13 protein-coding genes are annotated in these 14,608 nt (G+C 62.5%); 7 read left to right on the top strand and 6 right to left on the bottom strand.

Going from position 1 to position 14,608, the window contains the following annotated elements:
* Positions 1-170 precede the first annotated feature (170 nt).
* Entirely contained in the window at positions 171-1,814 is a 1,644-nt protein-coding gene (pgi, locus tag LB513_RS20640; protein ID WP_224665360.1) for a glucose-6-phosphate isomerase, read from the top strand.
* A gap of 5 nt (positions 1,815-1,819) precedes the next feature.
* A complete protein-coding gene (locus tag LB513_RS20635; RefSeq protein ID WP_224665359.1) occupies positions 1,820-2,542 on the top strand; it encodes an HAD family hydrolase in 723 nt (240 codons plus the stop codon).
* A 10-nt stretch (positions 2,543-2,552) separates the two neighbouring features.
* Here the strand turns inward: LB513_RS20635 and LB513_RS20630 are convergent, their stop codons facing one another.
* Both LB513_RS20630 and LB513_RS20625 read right to left on the bottom strand, forming a co-directional pair.
* A complete protein-coding gene (locus LB513_RS20630; RefSeq protein ID WP_224665358.1) occupies positions 2,553-3,248 on the bottom strand; it encodes a class I SAM-dependent methyltransferase in 696 nt (231 codons plus the stop codon).
* A 20-nt stretch (positions 3,249-3,268) separates the two neighbouring features.
* Positions 3,269-5,422 (bottom strand): long-chain fatty acid--CoA ligase, encoded by a 2,154-nt coding sequence (locus LB513_RS20625; RefSeq protein WP_224665357.1) that lies wholly within the window; start codon positions 5,420-5,422, stop codon positions 3,269-3,271.
* A gap of 419 nt (positions 5,423-5,841) precedes the next feature.
* Between LB513_RS20625 and LB513_RS20620 the strand changes: the two genes are divergently transcribed.
* From LB513_RS20620 to LB513_RS20600, 5 genes are all read left to right on the top strand, one after another.
* A complete protein-coding gene (locus LB513_RS20620; protein ID WP_224665356.1) occupies positions 5,842-7,434 on the top strand; it encodes an ABC transporter substrate-binding protein in 1,593 nt (530 codons plus the stop codon).
* 50 nt (positions 7,435-7,484) lie between these two features.
* The gene (locus LB513_RS20615; protein ID WP_224665355.1) at positions 7,485-8,492 is read left to right on the top strand and encodes an ABC transporter permease subunit; all 1,008 of its coding nucleotides are present in this window, start codon (positions 7,485-7,487) and stop codon (positions 8,490-8,492) included.
* Between the two features lie 70 nt (positions 8,493-8,562).
* A complete protein-coding gene (locus LB513_RS20610; protein WP_224665413.1) occupies positions 8,563-9,417 on the top strand; it encodes an ABC transporter permease subunit in 855 nt (284 codons plus the stop codon).
* A gap of 2 nt (positions 9,418-9,419) precedes the next feature.
* Complete coding sequence (locus LB513_RS20605; RefSeq protein WP_224665412.1) at positions 9,420-10,277, top strand: ABC transporter ATP-binding protein; 858 nt, start codon at positions 9,420-9,422, stop codon at positions 10,275-10,277.
* Complete coding sequence (locus LB513_RS20600) at positions 10,274-11,104, top strand: dipeptide ABC transporter ATP-binding protein (RefSeq protein ID WP_224665354.1); 831 nt, start codon at positions 10,274-10,276, stop codon at positions 11,102-11,104. Before LB513_RS20605 ends, LB513_RS20600 begins: the two co-directional genes overlap by 4 nt.
* 25 nt (positions 11,105-11,129) lie before the next feature.
* Here LB513_RS20600 and LB513_RS20595 read toward each other — a convergent pair whose 3' ends face one another.
* The 4 genes from LB513_RS20595 to LB513_RS20580 form a co-directional block, all read right to left on the bottom strand.
* Positions 11,130-11,600 carry a GNAT family N-acetyltransferase gene (locus LB513_RS20595; protein ID WP_224665353.1) on the bottom strand — a complete coding sequence of 157 codons (471 nt, stop codon included), beginning with the start codon at positions 11,598-11,600 and terminating at the stop codon, positions 11,130-11,132.
* A 1-nt stretch (position 11,601) separates the two neighbouring features.
* A complete protein-coding gene (locus LB513_RS20590; RefSeq protein WP_224665352.1) occupies positions 11,602-12,870 on the bottom strand; it encodes a cysteine desulfurase-like protein in 1,269 nt (422 codons plus the stop codon).
* Between the two features lie 37 nt (positions 12,871-12,907).
* Positions 12,908-13,582: an amino acid ABC transporter permease gene (locus LB513_RS20585; RefSeq protein WP_224665351.1), complete on the bottom strand. Its 675-nt coding sequence runs from the start codon at positions 13,580-13,582 to the stop codon at positions 12,908-12,910.
* 139 nt (positions 13,583-13,721) lie between these two features.
* A complete protein-coding gene (locus tag LB513_RS20580; RefSeq protein WP_224665350.1) occupies positions 13,722-14,519 on the bottom strand; it encodes an ABC transporter substrate-binding protein in 798 nt (265 codons plus the stop codon).
* Between the last annotated feature and the right edge of the window lie 89 nt (positions 14,520-14,608).

The raw sequence follows: 14,608 nt of genomic DNA, 5'->3' as shown, positions 1-14,608 counted from the left end.
GAGGCGCTGCCAGCGCGTCGGCGAGACATTTTATCATCGCATCGTGATGCGATGCGTCATCGCCGCGTATTGACCGGATTGAATTCGGCTCAATAGTGGTGGCGCGACGACACGTGCCGGAAACATCCGGTCTGATATGGTGTGCCGAAAACTCCAGGAGTCCCCCGCCAGTGGATCAGCCAGCCTTCCAGAAACAGCTCGCCGCCCTGCGAGAACATCGAGCCGCGGCGCCCTCCAGCATGCGTCAGGCTTTTGCCTCTGACCCAAGCCGGTTCGAGACGTTTTCCGCCCAGGACGACGATATGCTGCTCGACTGGTCCAAATGCGCCGTCGACACGACCACCATGGAGCTGCTCGAGAAGCTTGCCGAGGCGGCGGACCTCGACGGACGCCGCGCGGCTATGTTTGCCGGCAAGAAGATCAACGTCACCGAGAACCGCGCCGTTCTGCATACCGCGCTGCGCGACCTGACCGGCGAGGGCGTCACCGTCGACGGTCAGGACGTCAAGGCTGATGTCGTCGCCGTGCTCGACGCCATGGGCGCCTTTGCCGATGCCGTGCGCTCCGGCAAGGCGGCCGGCGCCACCGGCAAGGCGATCACCGACATCGTCAATATCGGCATCGGCGGTTCGGATTTGGGGCCGGCAATGGCCACCCTGGCTTTGGCGCCGTACCACGATGGACCGCGCGCGCACTACGTCTCGAACATAGACGGCGCCCATATCCACGACACGTTGAAGGGCCTCTCCGCAGAGACGACCCTGTTCATCATCGCTTCGAAAACCTTCACTACCGTCGAGACCATGACCAATGCCGCGACCGCGCGCAAATGGGTTCAGGATGCTCTGGGCAAGGAAGCCATTGGCAAGCACTTCGCCGCGGTCTCGACCGCACTCGACCTGGTGGCGAAATTCGGCATCGAAGCCGATCGTGTCTTCGGTTTCTGGGACTGGGTTGGCGGCCGCTATTCGCTCTGGGGCGCGATCGGCCTGCCCGTGATGATCGCCGTGGGACCGAGGAATTTTCGTGCTTTCCTCGATGGCGCGCATGAAATGGATGAGCATTTTCGCACCGCGCCGGTGCGGCAAAATCTGCCCGCGCTCCTTGGTCTGGTCGGCTGGTGGCACAGGGTGATCTGCCACTATCCCGCGCGAGCGGTCATCCCTTACGACCAGCGCCTGTCCAGGTTGCCAGCCTATCTGCAGCAGCTCGACATGGAATCGAACGGCAAGAGCGTCACGCTTGAAGGCGCGGCGGTGACGACGCCTACCGGGCCCCTGGTCTGGGGGGAGCCCGGCACCAATGGCCAGCACGCCTTCTTCCAGCTGCTGCACCAGGGCACGGATTTCATACCCGTCGAATTCCTTGCCGCGGCCGAAGGACATGAGCCGCAGCTCAAGCATCAGCATGACCTGCTGCTCGCCAACTGCCTGGCGCAATCGGAAGCCCTGATGAAGGGCCGCACCCTGGAGGAGGCGCGCGCGCAGATGCTGGCCAAGGGCGTCCAGCCTGCCGAGATCGACAAGATCGCGCCGCACCGGGTCTTTTCCGGAAACCGCCCGTCGCTGACCATCCTCTACCGGAAGCTCGACCCTCGCACGCTTGGCCGGCTGATCGCGCTTTATGAGCACCGCGTCTTCGTCGAGGGAACGCTCTTCAACATCAACTCCTTCGACCAATGGGGCGTCGAGCTCGGCAAGGAACTCGCCACCGGCCTCCTGCCTGTCGTCGAGGGCACGGAAAGTGCCGCTGGGCGCGACGCCTCGACCGCTGGGCTCGTGGCACACATCCACCATTTGCTGAAGGCGGAGTGAAAAGCTTGGCGGATATCAAGGGCATCCTGTTCGACAAGGACGGAACGCTGGTCGACTTCAACGCCACCTGGCTCGGGGTGGCCGACTTCATGGCCATGGACGCGGCCGAAGGCGACCGCTGGAAGGCCGACAGGCTGCTGGCGGCGGCGGGTTTCGATTTCGCTGCGAAGCGCTTCAAGCCGGATTCGATCTTTGCGTCGGGCACCAATCTCGATGTCGTGGAACTGTGGTTTCCGCGGCTTTCCGATGAAGACCAGATGCTTGCCGTCAAGCGGTTCAACGCGATCACCTCGGTGCAGGGGTCGGCCATGGCGGTGGCGCTGCCGGGGATCGTCGAGACGCTCAGCGTCCTGCACAGGAAATCCTACCGGCTTGGCGTCGCCACCAATGATTCGACCAGTGGCGCAGAGAAGACGTTGGTCACGTTGGGCGTCGCGCAATTGTTCGACGCCGCCTATGGCTATGACGCCGTCGCCAACCCCAAGCCGGCGCCCGATACGATCATGGCCTTCTGCGACCTGACCGGCCTCAAGCCGTCGGCCATCGCCATGGTCGGCGACAACAGACACGATCTGGAAATGGCGCGGGCCGGCGGCTGCGGACTGGCGATCGGCGTGCTCTCCGGCACGGGCACGCGTGAGTCCCTCGGCGAGATCGCCGACATCATCCTGGATTCGGTTGCGGACCTGCCGGACTTCCTGTCGGCCCGGGTTGGGGAGACGGTTTGACGGGCCGGTGCTAGCAGTCTTCTTGCGCAAACGAGAAGACGCCGCTCGGCAGACCCTTCGCGTGGCCGAAATCCGGCACCTGATATTCCGCCAGCAAGCGCAGCCGGGGCAGCGGAAGGTCGCTGCGGCGGGGATCGCCGACAAGCACCTCGATGCCGGCTGCCAGGCACCGATCGAGGAAAGGCATCATTCGTCTGGCAACATCGGGGTCGTAGAACACGTCGCCTGCGAGCACCAGATCGACGGCTGGCGGCGGATCCACAGTGATGTCCTTATCGACGATGGTGATCCCGACGCCGTTCGCCGCCGCATTGAGGCCGATCGCCGCGACGCCGTTAGGGTCGATTTCGGCGGCGATCACCGTGCGCGCGCCAGCCCTCGCCGCTGCGATGCCGACAAGGCCGGAGCCAGCCCCGAGGTCCAGCACGCGGCGGCCAGCAACGGTTTGCGGATAGTCGAGTATGTAGCGTGAGAGCACCGTTCCACCGGCCCAGGCATAGGCCCAATAGGGCGGCCGCGGCTCGATTCCATCCTCCGTCTGCGTGTCGTCGTCCGCGTCGCGCGGATCGACCAGCCGCCCGAGGCCGCTCGCCGGATGTGGGGTATAAAGCCTTATCTCCGGAAGCGACGGGATGGCGACAAGATTCATGTTCGCTCTGATGAAATCCACCGGATCCGGGCGCGAGCCGGGGTCCGGCCTGTCCATGCAGACAGGATCGCCGGCCACTATTCGCGTAGCGCCCGGCGCAGGATCTTGCCGACCGGGGTCTTCGGCAGTTCGGTCCTGAACTCGATGAATTTGGGCCGCTTGTAACCAGTCAGGTTCTCGCGGCAATAGGCGGTGACGGCTTCGACGGTCAGCGCCGGATCTTTCTTGACGATGAACAGCTTCGGCACTTCGCCGGAATGCTCGTCCGGTACGCCGATCGCGGCCACTTCGAGCACGCCCGGATGCTGGGCAACAACCTCTTCCAGTTCGTTGGGATAGACGTTGAACCCGGAGACGAGGATCATGTCCTTCTTGCGGTCGACGATCTTGGTGTAGCCGCGCTCGTCCATGAACCCCATGTCGCCGGACTTGAAATAGCCGTCCCTGGTCATGACCTTGGCGGTCTCGTCAGGCCGGTTCCAGTAGCCCGCCATAACCTGCGGTCCCCGGATGCAGATCTCGCCCACCTCGCCGAGCGGCAGGTCGTTGCCATCATCATCGCGGATGGCAATTTCCGTCGACGGCAGCGGCAGGCCGATCGTGCCGGTGAAGCCGCCGCCGCTGAATTTGTTGGCGGTGGCCACCGGCGAGGTCTCTGAGAGACCGTAGCCTTCCGTGACCGGACAGCCGGTCAGCGCTTTCCAGCGCTCGGCAACCCCTTTCTGAACCGCCATGCCGCCGCCCAGCGTCAGGATCAGCGGCTTGAAGTCGAGCTTGCGGAAATCCTCATTGTTGAGCAGCGCGTTGAACAGCGTGTTCAAGCCCGGAAAGATGTGGACCGGGTATTTCGACAGTTCCTTGGCGAAACCCGGAATATCACGCGGGTTGGGAATGAGCACGTTGCGGGCGCCTTGCTGCATGCCCATCAGTGCGTTCACCGTCAGCGCGAAAATATGGTAGAGCGGCAGCGCGCATACAAAATTTGGATGCGCCGGCTTCGGCTTGACCGTGTAGGCGTCCTCCATCCACTGCGCATTTTGCACGACGTTGGCCAGCACGTTGCGGTGCAGCAGCGTGGCTCCCTTCGACACACCCGTGGTGCCGCCCGTATACTGCAGGAAGGCGACGTCGTCGGCCGTCACCTTGGTGGGCTTGAACCCCAGGCCGGCTCCGGCCTTCACCGCCGCGTTGAACTTGACGTGGCCGGGCAGGGACCAGGCCGGCACCATCTTCTTCACGCGGCGCACGACGAGATTGACGAGCGTGCCCTTCAGCCCGCCCAGCATGTCGCCCATGGCGGCGACCACGACATGCTTGATCGGGGTCCGGGCAATCACCGCCTGCAAGGTGCTGGCGAAGTTCTCCAGAATGACGATGGCCTGTGCGCCGGAGTCCTTCAACTGGTGCTCCAGCTCGCGCGGCGTGTACAGCGGATTGACGTTGACCACGGCGTATCCGGCGCGCAGGACCGCCATCATCGCCACGGGATATTGCAGCACGTTCGGCATCATCAGCGCGACACGCGCGCCCTTCTCCAGGCCTTTCGATTGCAGGTAAGCGCCGAATGCCGCCGACAGCCGTTCGACATCGGCGTAGCTGATCGACTTGTCCATGCAGGTGAAGGCGGGCTGGGCGGAAAACTGCTTGCAGGCGGCGACGAGGAAATCGCCGATGGAGCTGTAGGGCAAGTCCCCGATTTCAGCCGGCACGTTCTTGGGGTAGCTCTTCAGCCATGGCTTTTCCGGCAGGCCGGCGGCCAGCGCCGTCAGCGCTTTCGGCAGTCGCTTCTCAGCGGCGGGCTTTGTCGCCAGCGCGGCCTTTGTCGGCGCAGGCCCGGTCGGTTCGGACTTGGTCGGTTCAGACTTGGCCGGTTCAGACTTGGCCGGTGCGGCCTTGGCGGTGCGCTTTACAACCGCGGATTTAACAGTGGAGGCCGTCTTGGTTGGCGCGGACTTGTCCCGCGCCTTGACCGAAGGCTTTGCACTTGCCTCCGGCACGGCCTTTTTCACGATGGCTGCTTTCGGCTTGGCGGCTTGCGGCTCGCCGGCAGGGGCTTTGTCGGCAGAAGTGTTGGCAAGTTGTGCTTTGGCAATAGGAGGCTTGCCAGCTGATGCTTTTGCAGATGGCGCCTTGGCAACCGGCGCTTTGGTCACCGGGGTTCCGGCCGCCGCTTCTGCAGGGGCTTTCGACGGCGCTTTCGACGGCGCGGTCGTCTTTGATGCTTTTGCCACCCGTTCCTCCTAGACAGCTCTCGTTCGACCGCGCGCCTCTGGTGACAGAGACATCCCCCGCTACTGGCCGGCTTCCATCTATGTATTGCCTCTATCCGCGGCGGTGCAAGTCTTGCCCCTGCGGCAAGACCCCAAAGATTGCCGCTGGAACCCGCCTCTCCGCCGGACGTCGTTGAGCATGGCAAGTCGCGTGCGGGAAAGTTCGAGCAATCCAAGGGTCAACAAGAAAATACAATCGCGAAAAATCTCGTGAAGAGAATAAACTGCTAATTCTTTTCACAATCCGGCAGAATTCTGGATTTTTGTCCCGCTTCCCGAGGGGTAAGCAAACGGGGTGTTCCAAAGCCGGGAAAACGGTGCTTATATGCGGGCTTCGCGAGCCTGATAGAGGGGCTTGGAAGAACATCAGGGAGTGCTCAATGAAAATGAAACTGACTTTTGCAGCCGCGTTGCTGGCTGCAAGCGTCCTGGGCGGCGTGGCCAACGCGAAAACTCTGGTCTATTGCGCGGAAGCATCGCCGGAGGGTTTCGACCCGGCGCCCTATACCGCCGGCCAGACGTTCGACGCGTCCTCGCGGACCGTTTTCAATCGCCTTGTCGAATTCGATCATGGCAAGACCACCGTCTCGCCGGGCCTGGCTGAAAGCTGGACGATCTCCGACGACGGCAAGGAATATGTCTTCAAGCTGCGCAAGGGTGTGAAGTTCGCACCAACCGACTATTTCACCCCGACGCGCGACCTCAACGCCGACGACGTGGTGTTTTCGTTTGAGCGTCAGGTCGACAAGAACGGCCCCTGGTTCCAGTATATCCCGGGCATTGCCTACCAGTATTATAATGATCAGTTCGGCGAAAACATCACTAAGGTCGAGAAGGTCGATGACCTGACCGTGAAGTTCACGCTCAAGGATCCGGCGATCACTTTCATCCCGACACTGGGAATGGATTTCGCCTCGATCGTCTCCAAGGAATATGCCGACAAGCTTCAGGCGGACAAGACCCCTGAACTGTTCAACCAGAAGCCGATCGGCACCGGCCCGTTCATTTTCGTCGACTACCAGACGGATGCGGCCATCCGCTACAAGGCCAACCCGGACTATTGGGGCGGCAAGCAGAAGATCGACGATCTGGTGTTCGCCATCACCACCGACCCGGCTGTCCGCGCGCAGAAGCTGAAGGCCGGCGAATGCAACATCATGTCTTACCCGGCGCCGGCTGACATTGCCGGTCTCCAGGCGGATGCCAACCTCAAGGTGGACGAGCAGGAAGGCCTTAACGTGGGCGCGCTGATGTACAACACTCAGCAGAAGCCCTTCGACGACGTACGCGTTCGCAAGGCGCTCAACATGGCCATCAACAAGAAGGCCATCATCGATGCCGTCTTCCAGGGTGCCGGCCAGGTAGCGATCAACCCGATCCCGCCGACCATGTGGTCCTACAACAAGGACGTGAAGGACGATCCGTATGATCCGGATGCGGCCAAGAAGATGCTCGAAGAGGCCGGCGTCAAGGACCTCAAGATGAACGTCTGGGCCATGCCGGTGTCGCGTCCTTATATGCCCAACGCGCGCCGCACGGCCGAGCTGATCCAGGCGGACTTCGCCAAGGTCGGCGTCACCGTCATCATCGTCAGCTACGATTGGGGTGAATATCTCAAGCGCGCCTCAGCGGTCGATCACGACGGCGCCGTCATCGTTGGCTGGACCGGCGACAATGGCGATCCGGACAACTTCCTCGGCGTGCTCCTGAGCTGCGCTTCCGTCGGTTCGAACAACCGCGCGGAATGGTGCAACAAGGACTTCGATGCGCTCATCAACAAGGCCAAGACGGTTTCGGACCAGGCTGAGCGCACCAAGCTCTACGAACAGGCACAGGTCATCTTCAAGGAACAGGCACCGTGGGCGACGCTCGCCCACTCCAAAGTGTTCATGCCGATGCAGAAGACCGTCACCGGCTTTGCCATGGATCCGCTCGGTATCCATCGCTTCGACGGCGTCGATATCGCCGAATAAGGTTCGCGAAACGGGGACGGCGCCACAGGCGCCGCCCCCACTCGCCCGCCATGCTGCGTTATATCCTCGGCAAGCTCGCCCTCATCATCCCGACCTTCATCGGGATAACCATCCTCGCCTTTGGCTTCGTGCGCATCCTGCCCGGTGATCCGGTGCTGGTGCTCGCGGGCGAACGCGGCCTGTCGCCCGAACGCCATACGGCACTGATGCATCAGTTCGGCTTCGACCTGCCGATCTGGCAACAATACCTGACCTATCTGACCAACATCCTCAGCGGCGATTTCGGCACGTCGTTCTCCACCAAGACGCCGGTGCTCAAGGACTTCCTGGTGCGGTTCCCGGCTACGGTCGAACTCGCCATCTTCGCCATGATCTTCGCCATCGTTCTGGGTGTCGCGGCCGGCATCTTCGCCGCGATCCGGCGCGGTTCCTGGTTCGACCAGCTGACCATGGGCACCGCGCTGGCGGGCTACTCCATGCCGATCTTTTGGTGGGGACTGCTGCTCATCATCGTGTTTTCGGGCACGCTGCACTGGACGCCGGTTTCCGGCCGCATCGACCTTCTCTATTTCTTCAAGCCGGTGACCGGCTTCATGACCATCGACGCCCTGATCTCGGGCCAGAAGGGCGCGTTCCGTTCGGCCCTGTCGCATCTTGTCCTGCCGACAATCGTGCTGGGCACCATTCCGCTCGCCGTCATCGCCAGGCAAACACGCTCGGCCATGCTCGAAGTGCTGGGCGAAGATTATGTCCGCACCGCCCGCGCCAAGGGCCTGAGCCCGTTCCGCGTCGTCGGCCTGCACGCTTTCCGCAACGCCCTGATCCCTGTTGTCACCACGATAGGTCTGCAGGTCGGTACGCTTTTGACCGGCGCCATCCTGACGGAGAGCATTTTCTCCTGGCCCGGCATCGGCAAATGGATGATCGACGCCATTTCCAAGCGCGACTATTTCACCGTACAAGGCGGCCTGCTTCTGATCGCGCTGATCGTCATGTCGGTCAATCTCATTGTCGACGTGCTCTACGCGGTCATCAACCCGCGCATACGGGTCAACTGACATGACCAATGAAGGCCCAGCCACCATCGAAGCCGCGACCGTCATCAAGCCGAGAGACGCCCGGCTGCAGATGTTCGGCGAGTTCTGGCACTATTTCTCCATCAACAAGGGCGCGGTGATCGGGCTCTTTGTCTTCGCCCTGCTCATCCTGGTCGCCATCTTCGCGCCGCTGCTGTCGCCGCATTCGCCCGACGACCAGTTTCGCGATTTCTTCCTGACCCCGCCTGCCTGGCAGGAGGGCGGCAACGCGCAATTCCTGCTCGGCACTGACGCCGTCGGCCGCGATATGCTGTCGCGTCTGATCTATGGCTCGCGCTTCTCGCTCGCCATCGGCTTCGTCGTCGTCACGACCGCGCTCATCTCCGGCGTCATCCTCGGCCTGCTTGCCGGCTACTGCCGGGGCTGGGTCGACACGCTGATCATGCGCGTCATGGATATCATCCTGGCCTTCCCGTCCCTGCTTCTGGCGCTTGTGCTGGTAGCCGTACTCGGGCCTGGCCTCGTCAATGCCATGATCGCCATCGCCTTCGTGCTGCAGCCGCATTTCGCCCGGCTCACCCGCGCCGCCGTAATGGCGGAAAAGAACCGGGAATACGTGATCTCGGCCAAGGTCGCCGGCGCCAGCCATCTCAGGCTGATGCTGGTCACTATCCTGCCCAACTGCATCGCCCCGCTGATCGTGCAGGCGACATTGTCCTTTTCCAACGCCATCCTGGAGGCGGCGGCGCTTGGCTTCCTCGGCATGGGCGCGCAACCGCCGACGCCTGAATGGGGCACGATGCTGGCCGAAGCACGCGAATTCATCCTGCGCGCCTGGTGGGTGGTGACGTTTCCGGGTCTCGCCATCCTGATCACTGTCTTCGCCATCAACCTGATCGGCGACGGCCTGCGCGATGCGCTCGATCCCAAGCTGAAGAGGTCGTGAGCATGCCCCTGCTCGAGATCAAGAACCTCACTGTCTCCTTCGACACCGCGGCCGGACCGTTCATGGCCGTGCAAGGCATCGACCTGTCGATCGAGCCGCGCGAGGTGCTGGCGATCGTCGGTGAATCCGGTTCTGGCAAGTCGGTGGCGATGCTGGCGGTGATGGGCCTGCTGCCCAACACGGCGACGGTCAGAGCTGACCGCATGGCTTTCGATGGCGTCGACCTTCTGAAACTCAGCCCGTCCGAGCGGCGCAAGATCGTCGGCAAGGACATCTCGATGATCTTTCAGGAGCCGATAGCCAGCCTCAACCCGTGCTTCACCGTCGGCTTCCAGATCGAGGAAGTGCTGCGCTTCCACCTGGGCATGGATCGTGCCCAGCGTCGCGCCCGGGCCATCGAACTGATGACGCTGGTGGGCATCGCCGATCCGGCGGAGCGGCTGAACTCTTTTCCGCATCAGATGTCCGGCGGACAGTGCCAGCGCGTCATGATCGCCATCGCCATTGCCTGCAACCCGAAACTGTTGATCGCCGACGAGCCGACGACCGCGCTCGACGTCACCATTCAGAAGCAGATCCTCGACCTGCTGGTCTCGCTGCAGGCCAAATACGGCATGGGGCTGATCATGATCACCCACAATATGGGCGTGGTCGCCGAGACCGCCGACCGCGTCATCGTCCAGTACAAGGGCCGCAAGATGGAAGAGGCCGACGTGCTGTCGCTGTTTGAATCGCCCAAAAGCAACTACACGCGCGCGCTGTTGTCGGCGCTGCCGGAGAACGCCGTCGGCGACCGCCTGCCGACCGTGTCCGACATGCTGTTCGAGCCCGCTCCCTCGGCCGCGGGAGCCTCGGCATGAGCACCACGGTCCTCGAGGGCAGGAACATCGTTCGCGACTATCATATCGGCGGCGGGCTATTCAGCGGACCGCGCACCGTGCACGCGGTCAAGGGCGTCTCGTTCAAGGTTGAGAAGGGCAAGACCCTCGCCATCGTCGGTGAGAGCGGTTGTGGCAAGTCGACGCTCGCCCGCATCATCACTCTTATCGATCCTGCAACGGCAGGCGATCTGTTCATCGACGGCAATAAGGTCGACATCGCCAGGGGCGGATTGACCAAGGAGATGCGCCGCAAGGTGCAGATCGTCTTCCAGAATCCCTATGGATCGCTCAACCCACGCCAGAAGATCGGTGACGTGCTGGGCGAACCGCTGTTGATCAACACCGACAAATCGGCCGCCGAACGGCGCGATCTGGCGATGAATATGCTGAAGAAGGTCGGCCTCGGCCACGAGCACTACAATCGATATCCGCATATGTTTTCCGGCGGCCAGCGCCAGCGCATCGCCATCGCCCGCGCGCTCATGCTCAACCCGAGCCTGCTGGTCCTGGACGAGCCGGTCTCGGCGCTCGACCTCTCGGTGCAGGCGCAGGTTCTCAACCTGCTTGCCGACCTCCAGGACGAGTTCCAACTGACATACGTCTTCATCAGCCACGATTTGTCGGTGGTGCGCTACATCGCCGACGATGTGATGGTGATGTACTTCGGCGAAGCCGTCGAATACGGCTCGCGCGACGAGGCCTTCTCGGACCCCAAGCACAGCTACACCAGGACGCTGTTCGCCGCGACACCACGTGCCGACGTCGCCTCGATCAAGGCAAGGCTGGCAAAGAAGAAGGCGGCTTGAGAGAGCCGCCCTTCGCCAGGGGCAGCTAGACTGTTGCCTCAGGCATCAGCGTCTTCGCCAGCAGGACATTGGCGTGGCCGCGAGGGAAGTCCTCGAGTTGCACCAGCCTCTGAAATCCATGTTTCTCATAGAAGGCCGGTGCCTGAAAGCTGAACGACGCCAGGTGGATGACATGGCAGCCGCGCCGCCGTGCCTCCTCTTCGGCGGCGGCCAGGAGGCGCGACCCCAAGCCCTTGCCGCGCTCGCTGTCGGCGATCCACAGCGTCTTGATTTCGCACACGCCTGCCCAGCTGTGCCCGTGAAGGCCGGCATAGATCGTTCCGTCCTCCCTTTTCAGGAAGATCGACAGATAGCGACCATCGTCGACGCCGGTGGCCGCGACGTTGAAGCCGTAGAGGCGATCCTCGAGCGCGACGATGTCTTCGGGATCGGGATCGCCGAGGACCACGAAAGGCGCGTCACGATCCGGTTCATCGAAGCTCACAGCGCTGGTCATCTCACGACAGCTTGGCGATGATGGCGCGCAGCGCTTCGCCGAAGCGGTGGATTTCCTCGACCGTGTTGTAATGGACCAGCGAGGCGCGAATGGCGCCGCTGGCCATCGACAGGTTGAGGCGCTTCATGAGCCGCGGCGCGTACATGTGGCCGTCGCGGATGCCGATCTGCATCTCGGCCATTTCCTCGACGATCCGCTGAGGCGAAAGCGTGCCGATGTTGAAGCAGAAGGTCGGTACCCGCTCGTTGATGCGGGCCTCGTCGGCAACGCCATAGATGGTGGCGCCGCAGCCTTTCAGCACGGCGAGCATCTCGCGCGCCAGTACCAGCTCGTAATCGCGAATGGCGCCCATGCCGGCGACGATGTTTTCGCGCCGCGAGCGGTTGTTGGAGGGCGCCAGATTGCGGCCGATCATTTCCAGATACTGCACGGCCGCTTCCATGCCGGAGACATTCTCGTAGATGAAGGTGCCGGCCTCGACCTTGTAGGGTGGTTCGTCCGGGATGAAATCCTCGCGGAAGGTCGGCAGCCGCTTCAGCGTTTCGAAGCGTCCCCACAGAAAGCCCATATGCGGCGAGAAGTTCTTGTAGCCGGAACAGACGAGGTAGTCGCAATCCCAGGCCTGCACGTCGATCAGCCCGTGCGGGCCGTAATGGACGCAGTCGAGGAACACTTCGGCGCCCGCCGCATGCGCGATCTGGGCCACGGACGCCACATCGACGATCGAACCGATCGAATGCGCCGTCACAGTGCAGGCGACGAGCCGGGTGCGGTCGGAGACGAGCGGGCGCAGATCATCGACATGCAAATTGCCGTCCTCGCGCATGCGCCACCATTTGAACTTGGCGCCGGCCTGCTCCAGCGCCAGCCAGGTAGCGATGTTGGCGTCATGGTCCATGTCGGTGATGACGATCTCGTCGCGTTCGGTCAGCATCTGGCCGATACCGAGGCTGACCAGGCGAATGAACGAGGTGGCGTTCATGCCAAAGCAGATTTCCGCCGGGCTGTAGGCATTGATCAGCAGCGCCACGCTTGTCCGGGCATCGGCGACCGACTGGTCGACGGTGACACTACGGCCATAGCGGCCGCCACGCTGGACATTGTGCGACACCAGATGGTTGGTGACCGCGTCGAGCACGCTTTGCGGGATCTGCGCGCCGGCGGCGTTGTCCAGGAAGATGAAATCCCCGGCGCGTTGCAGGGCAGGGAACATGGCGCGGATCGCGGCGACGGGGAAGCCGCCTCCGGCTTTGGTCGGGGAAGTGCTCAAAATGGTCTCCTGCGACATCTGGCGATTGGTTGGGTGGTCAGCGCGTCTTCTCGGTCTTGAAGCGGCGTTCAAGCAGGCTGACGAGACGGACCATCGGCCAGAGGAAGATGAGATAGACAAGTGCTGCGCCGATCAGCGGCGAGGGGTTGGCATAGAGCGATTGTGCGTTCGTCGCTTCCTTCAGCAGTTCCGGCAGCGCCACCGTCGAGGCCAGCGAGGTGTCCTTGAACATCGAGACGCAGTTGCTGGTCATCGGCGGGATGACGACGCGGATCGCCTGCGGCAGCACCACTTTGCGAAGGGTCAGCAGGAACGGCAGGCCAAGCGCCTGCGATGCTTCGAACTGTCCGCGTGGAATGCTCTCTATGCCGGAGCGGAACACCTCGCTCGAATAGGCCGACATGATGAAGGCGAAAGCCGTCACCGCGGATGCCCAGGACGACAGGCGTATGCCGAGGAACGGCAGCGCATAGTAGATCAGGATCAGCACGACCAGCACGGGCAGGGCTCGAAAGATATCGGTGTAGCCGACCGCCAGCCATCGAAACGGCTTCGGCGCATAGAGCCGCAGCAGGCTGATCACGAGACCCACCGGGATGCCGATACCGATGCTCAATATGCCGAGCAGCAGCGTGTTCAGGAAGCCGCGCAGCAGAGCCGGCAAGCTGGACATGATCACGTCGGGATTGAAGAAAGTGTCCAGCAGCGACATGGGAGCGTTTCCGAACCGTTTTGCGTCCCGTGACGCCAAGGCAGAGTGCCTGCTTGAGCTTATCACCGCAGCAGCAGACGTCAGGCATAGAATGGATCGTGCCGACTCTTGAATCGGCACGATCCCTCTGGATTGCCGATCAGGCCTTAGGCAGCGGCATTTCCTTCATGGTCGCCGAGTCGGCCGGCGCGTCGCTGCCGAACCATTTTTTGTGGATCGCCGCCAGCGTGCCGTCCTTCTTCATCGCGGTCAGCGCATCATTTAGTTTGCCGAGCAGCGGATGGTCCTTGGTCATCATCAGACCGTATTGTTCGCCGGTCTTGATGCGTTGCTTGACCTTCAGGTCCTTCATCTTGGTGAAGGAATATTCCATGCCCGGAATGTCGCTCACCGCGGCATCCACGCGGCCCGCGCTGAGGTCGAGCAGCAGGTTCTGCTGGGTGTCGTAACCCTTCACGTCGCTGAAGCCATCGGCCTCTTGGTGCGACTTCACCCAGGTCTCGCCGGTCGAGCCCGACAACACGCCGACGATTTTGCCCTTGAGGTCGGCCTCGGAAGCGATGGCGCTGTCTGTCTTGGTCGCGATGCCCATGTCGGAATCATAATAGGGCTGCGTGAAAGACTGGGACTTCAGCCGCTCCGGCGTGATGGTTATCGACGAGATGGCGACATCGATGCGCTTCGACGTAGTGGCTGCGAACAGCGCCTGGAATCCGAGGTCGGCGATATCGGTCGTCATGCCGATGCGCTTGGCCGCTTCATTGATGATGTCGACTTCAAAACCTTCGAAGGTGCCGCTTTCGTTCTTGTATTCGAAGGGCGGGTTGGTCGGGTAGGCGCCGACATTCAGCACGTCGGCGGCAAAGGCCGAAGCCGGTCCTGCGGCGATGCCGATCGCGGCGGCGAGAAGCATGAGATTGCGACGATTCAGTTTCATTGGTGTTCCCTCTGGGGTGTTCCCTCTGGTTGTTGATCGGGCGGAGCTGGCCCCGCACGGTTTCTTGCCGTCCCGCTCGGTGCGGAACG

Origin of the sequence: Mesorhizobium sp. ES1-1, from assembly GCF_020164785.1 — a bacterium.
Lineage (GTDB): Bacteria > Pseudomonadota > Alphaproteobacteria > Rhizobiales > Rhizobiaceae > Mesorhizobium.
Note: the sequence above shows the minus strand (reverse complement) of the source record. Positions and strands in the feature narration are given on the sequence as shown.

Excerpts from the sequence above, each read along its gene's own strand:
- LB513_RS20630 (WP_224665358.1), bottom strand. The coding sequence starts at position 3,248 with ATGGACAGGCCGGACCCCGGCTCGCGCCCGGATCCGGTGGATTTCATC.
- LB513_RS20620 (WP_224665356.1), top strand. The coding sequence starts at position 5,842 with ATGAAAATGAAACTGACTTTTGCAGCCGCGTTGCTGGCTGCAAGCGTC.
- LB513_RS20615 (WP_224665355.1), top strand. The coding sequence starts at position 7,485 with ATGCTGCGTTATATCCTCGGCAAGCTCGCCCTCATCATCCCGACCTTC.
- LB513_RS20610 (WP_224665413.1), top strand. The coding sequence starts at position 8,563 with ATGTTCGGCGAGTTCTGGCACTATTTCTCCATCAACAAGGGCGCGGTG.
- LB513_RS20605 (WP_224665412.1), top strand. The coding sequence starts at position 9,420 with ATGCCCCTGCTCGAGATCAAGAACCTCACTGTCTCCTTCGACACCGCG.
- LB513_RS20600 (WP_224665354.1), top strand. The coding sequence starts at position 10,274 with ATGAGCACCACGGTCCTCGAGGGCAGGAACATCGTTCGCGACTATCAT.
- LB513_RS20595 (WP_224665353.1), bottom strand. The coding sequence starts at position 11,600 with ATGACCAGCGCTGTGAGCTTCGATGAACCGGATCGTGACGCGCCTTTC.
- LB513_RS20585 (WP_224665351.1), bottom strand. The coding sequence starts at position 13,582 with ATGTCGCTGCTGGACACTTTCTTCAATCCCGACGTGATCATGTCCAGC.
- LB513_RS20580 (WP_224665350.1), bottom strand. The coding sequence starts at position 14,519 with ATGAAACTGAATCGTCGCAATCTCATGCTTCTCGCCGCCGCGATCGGC.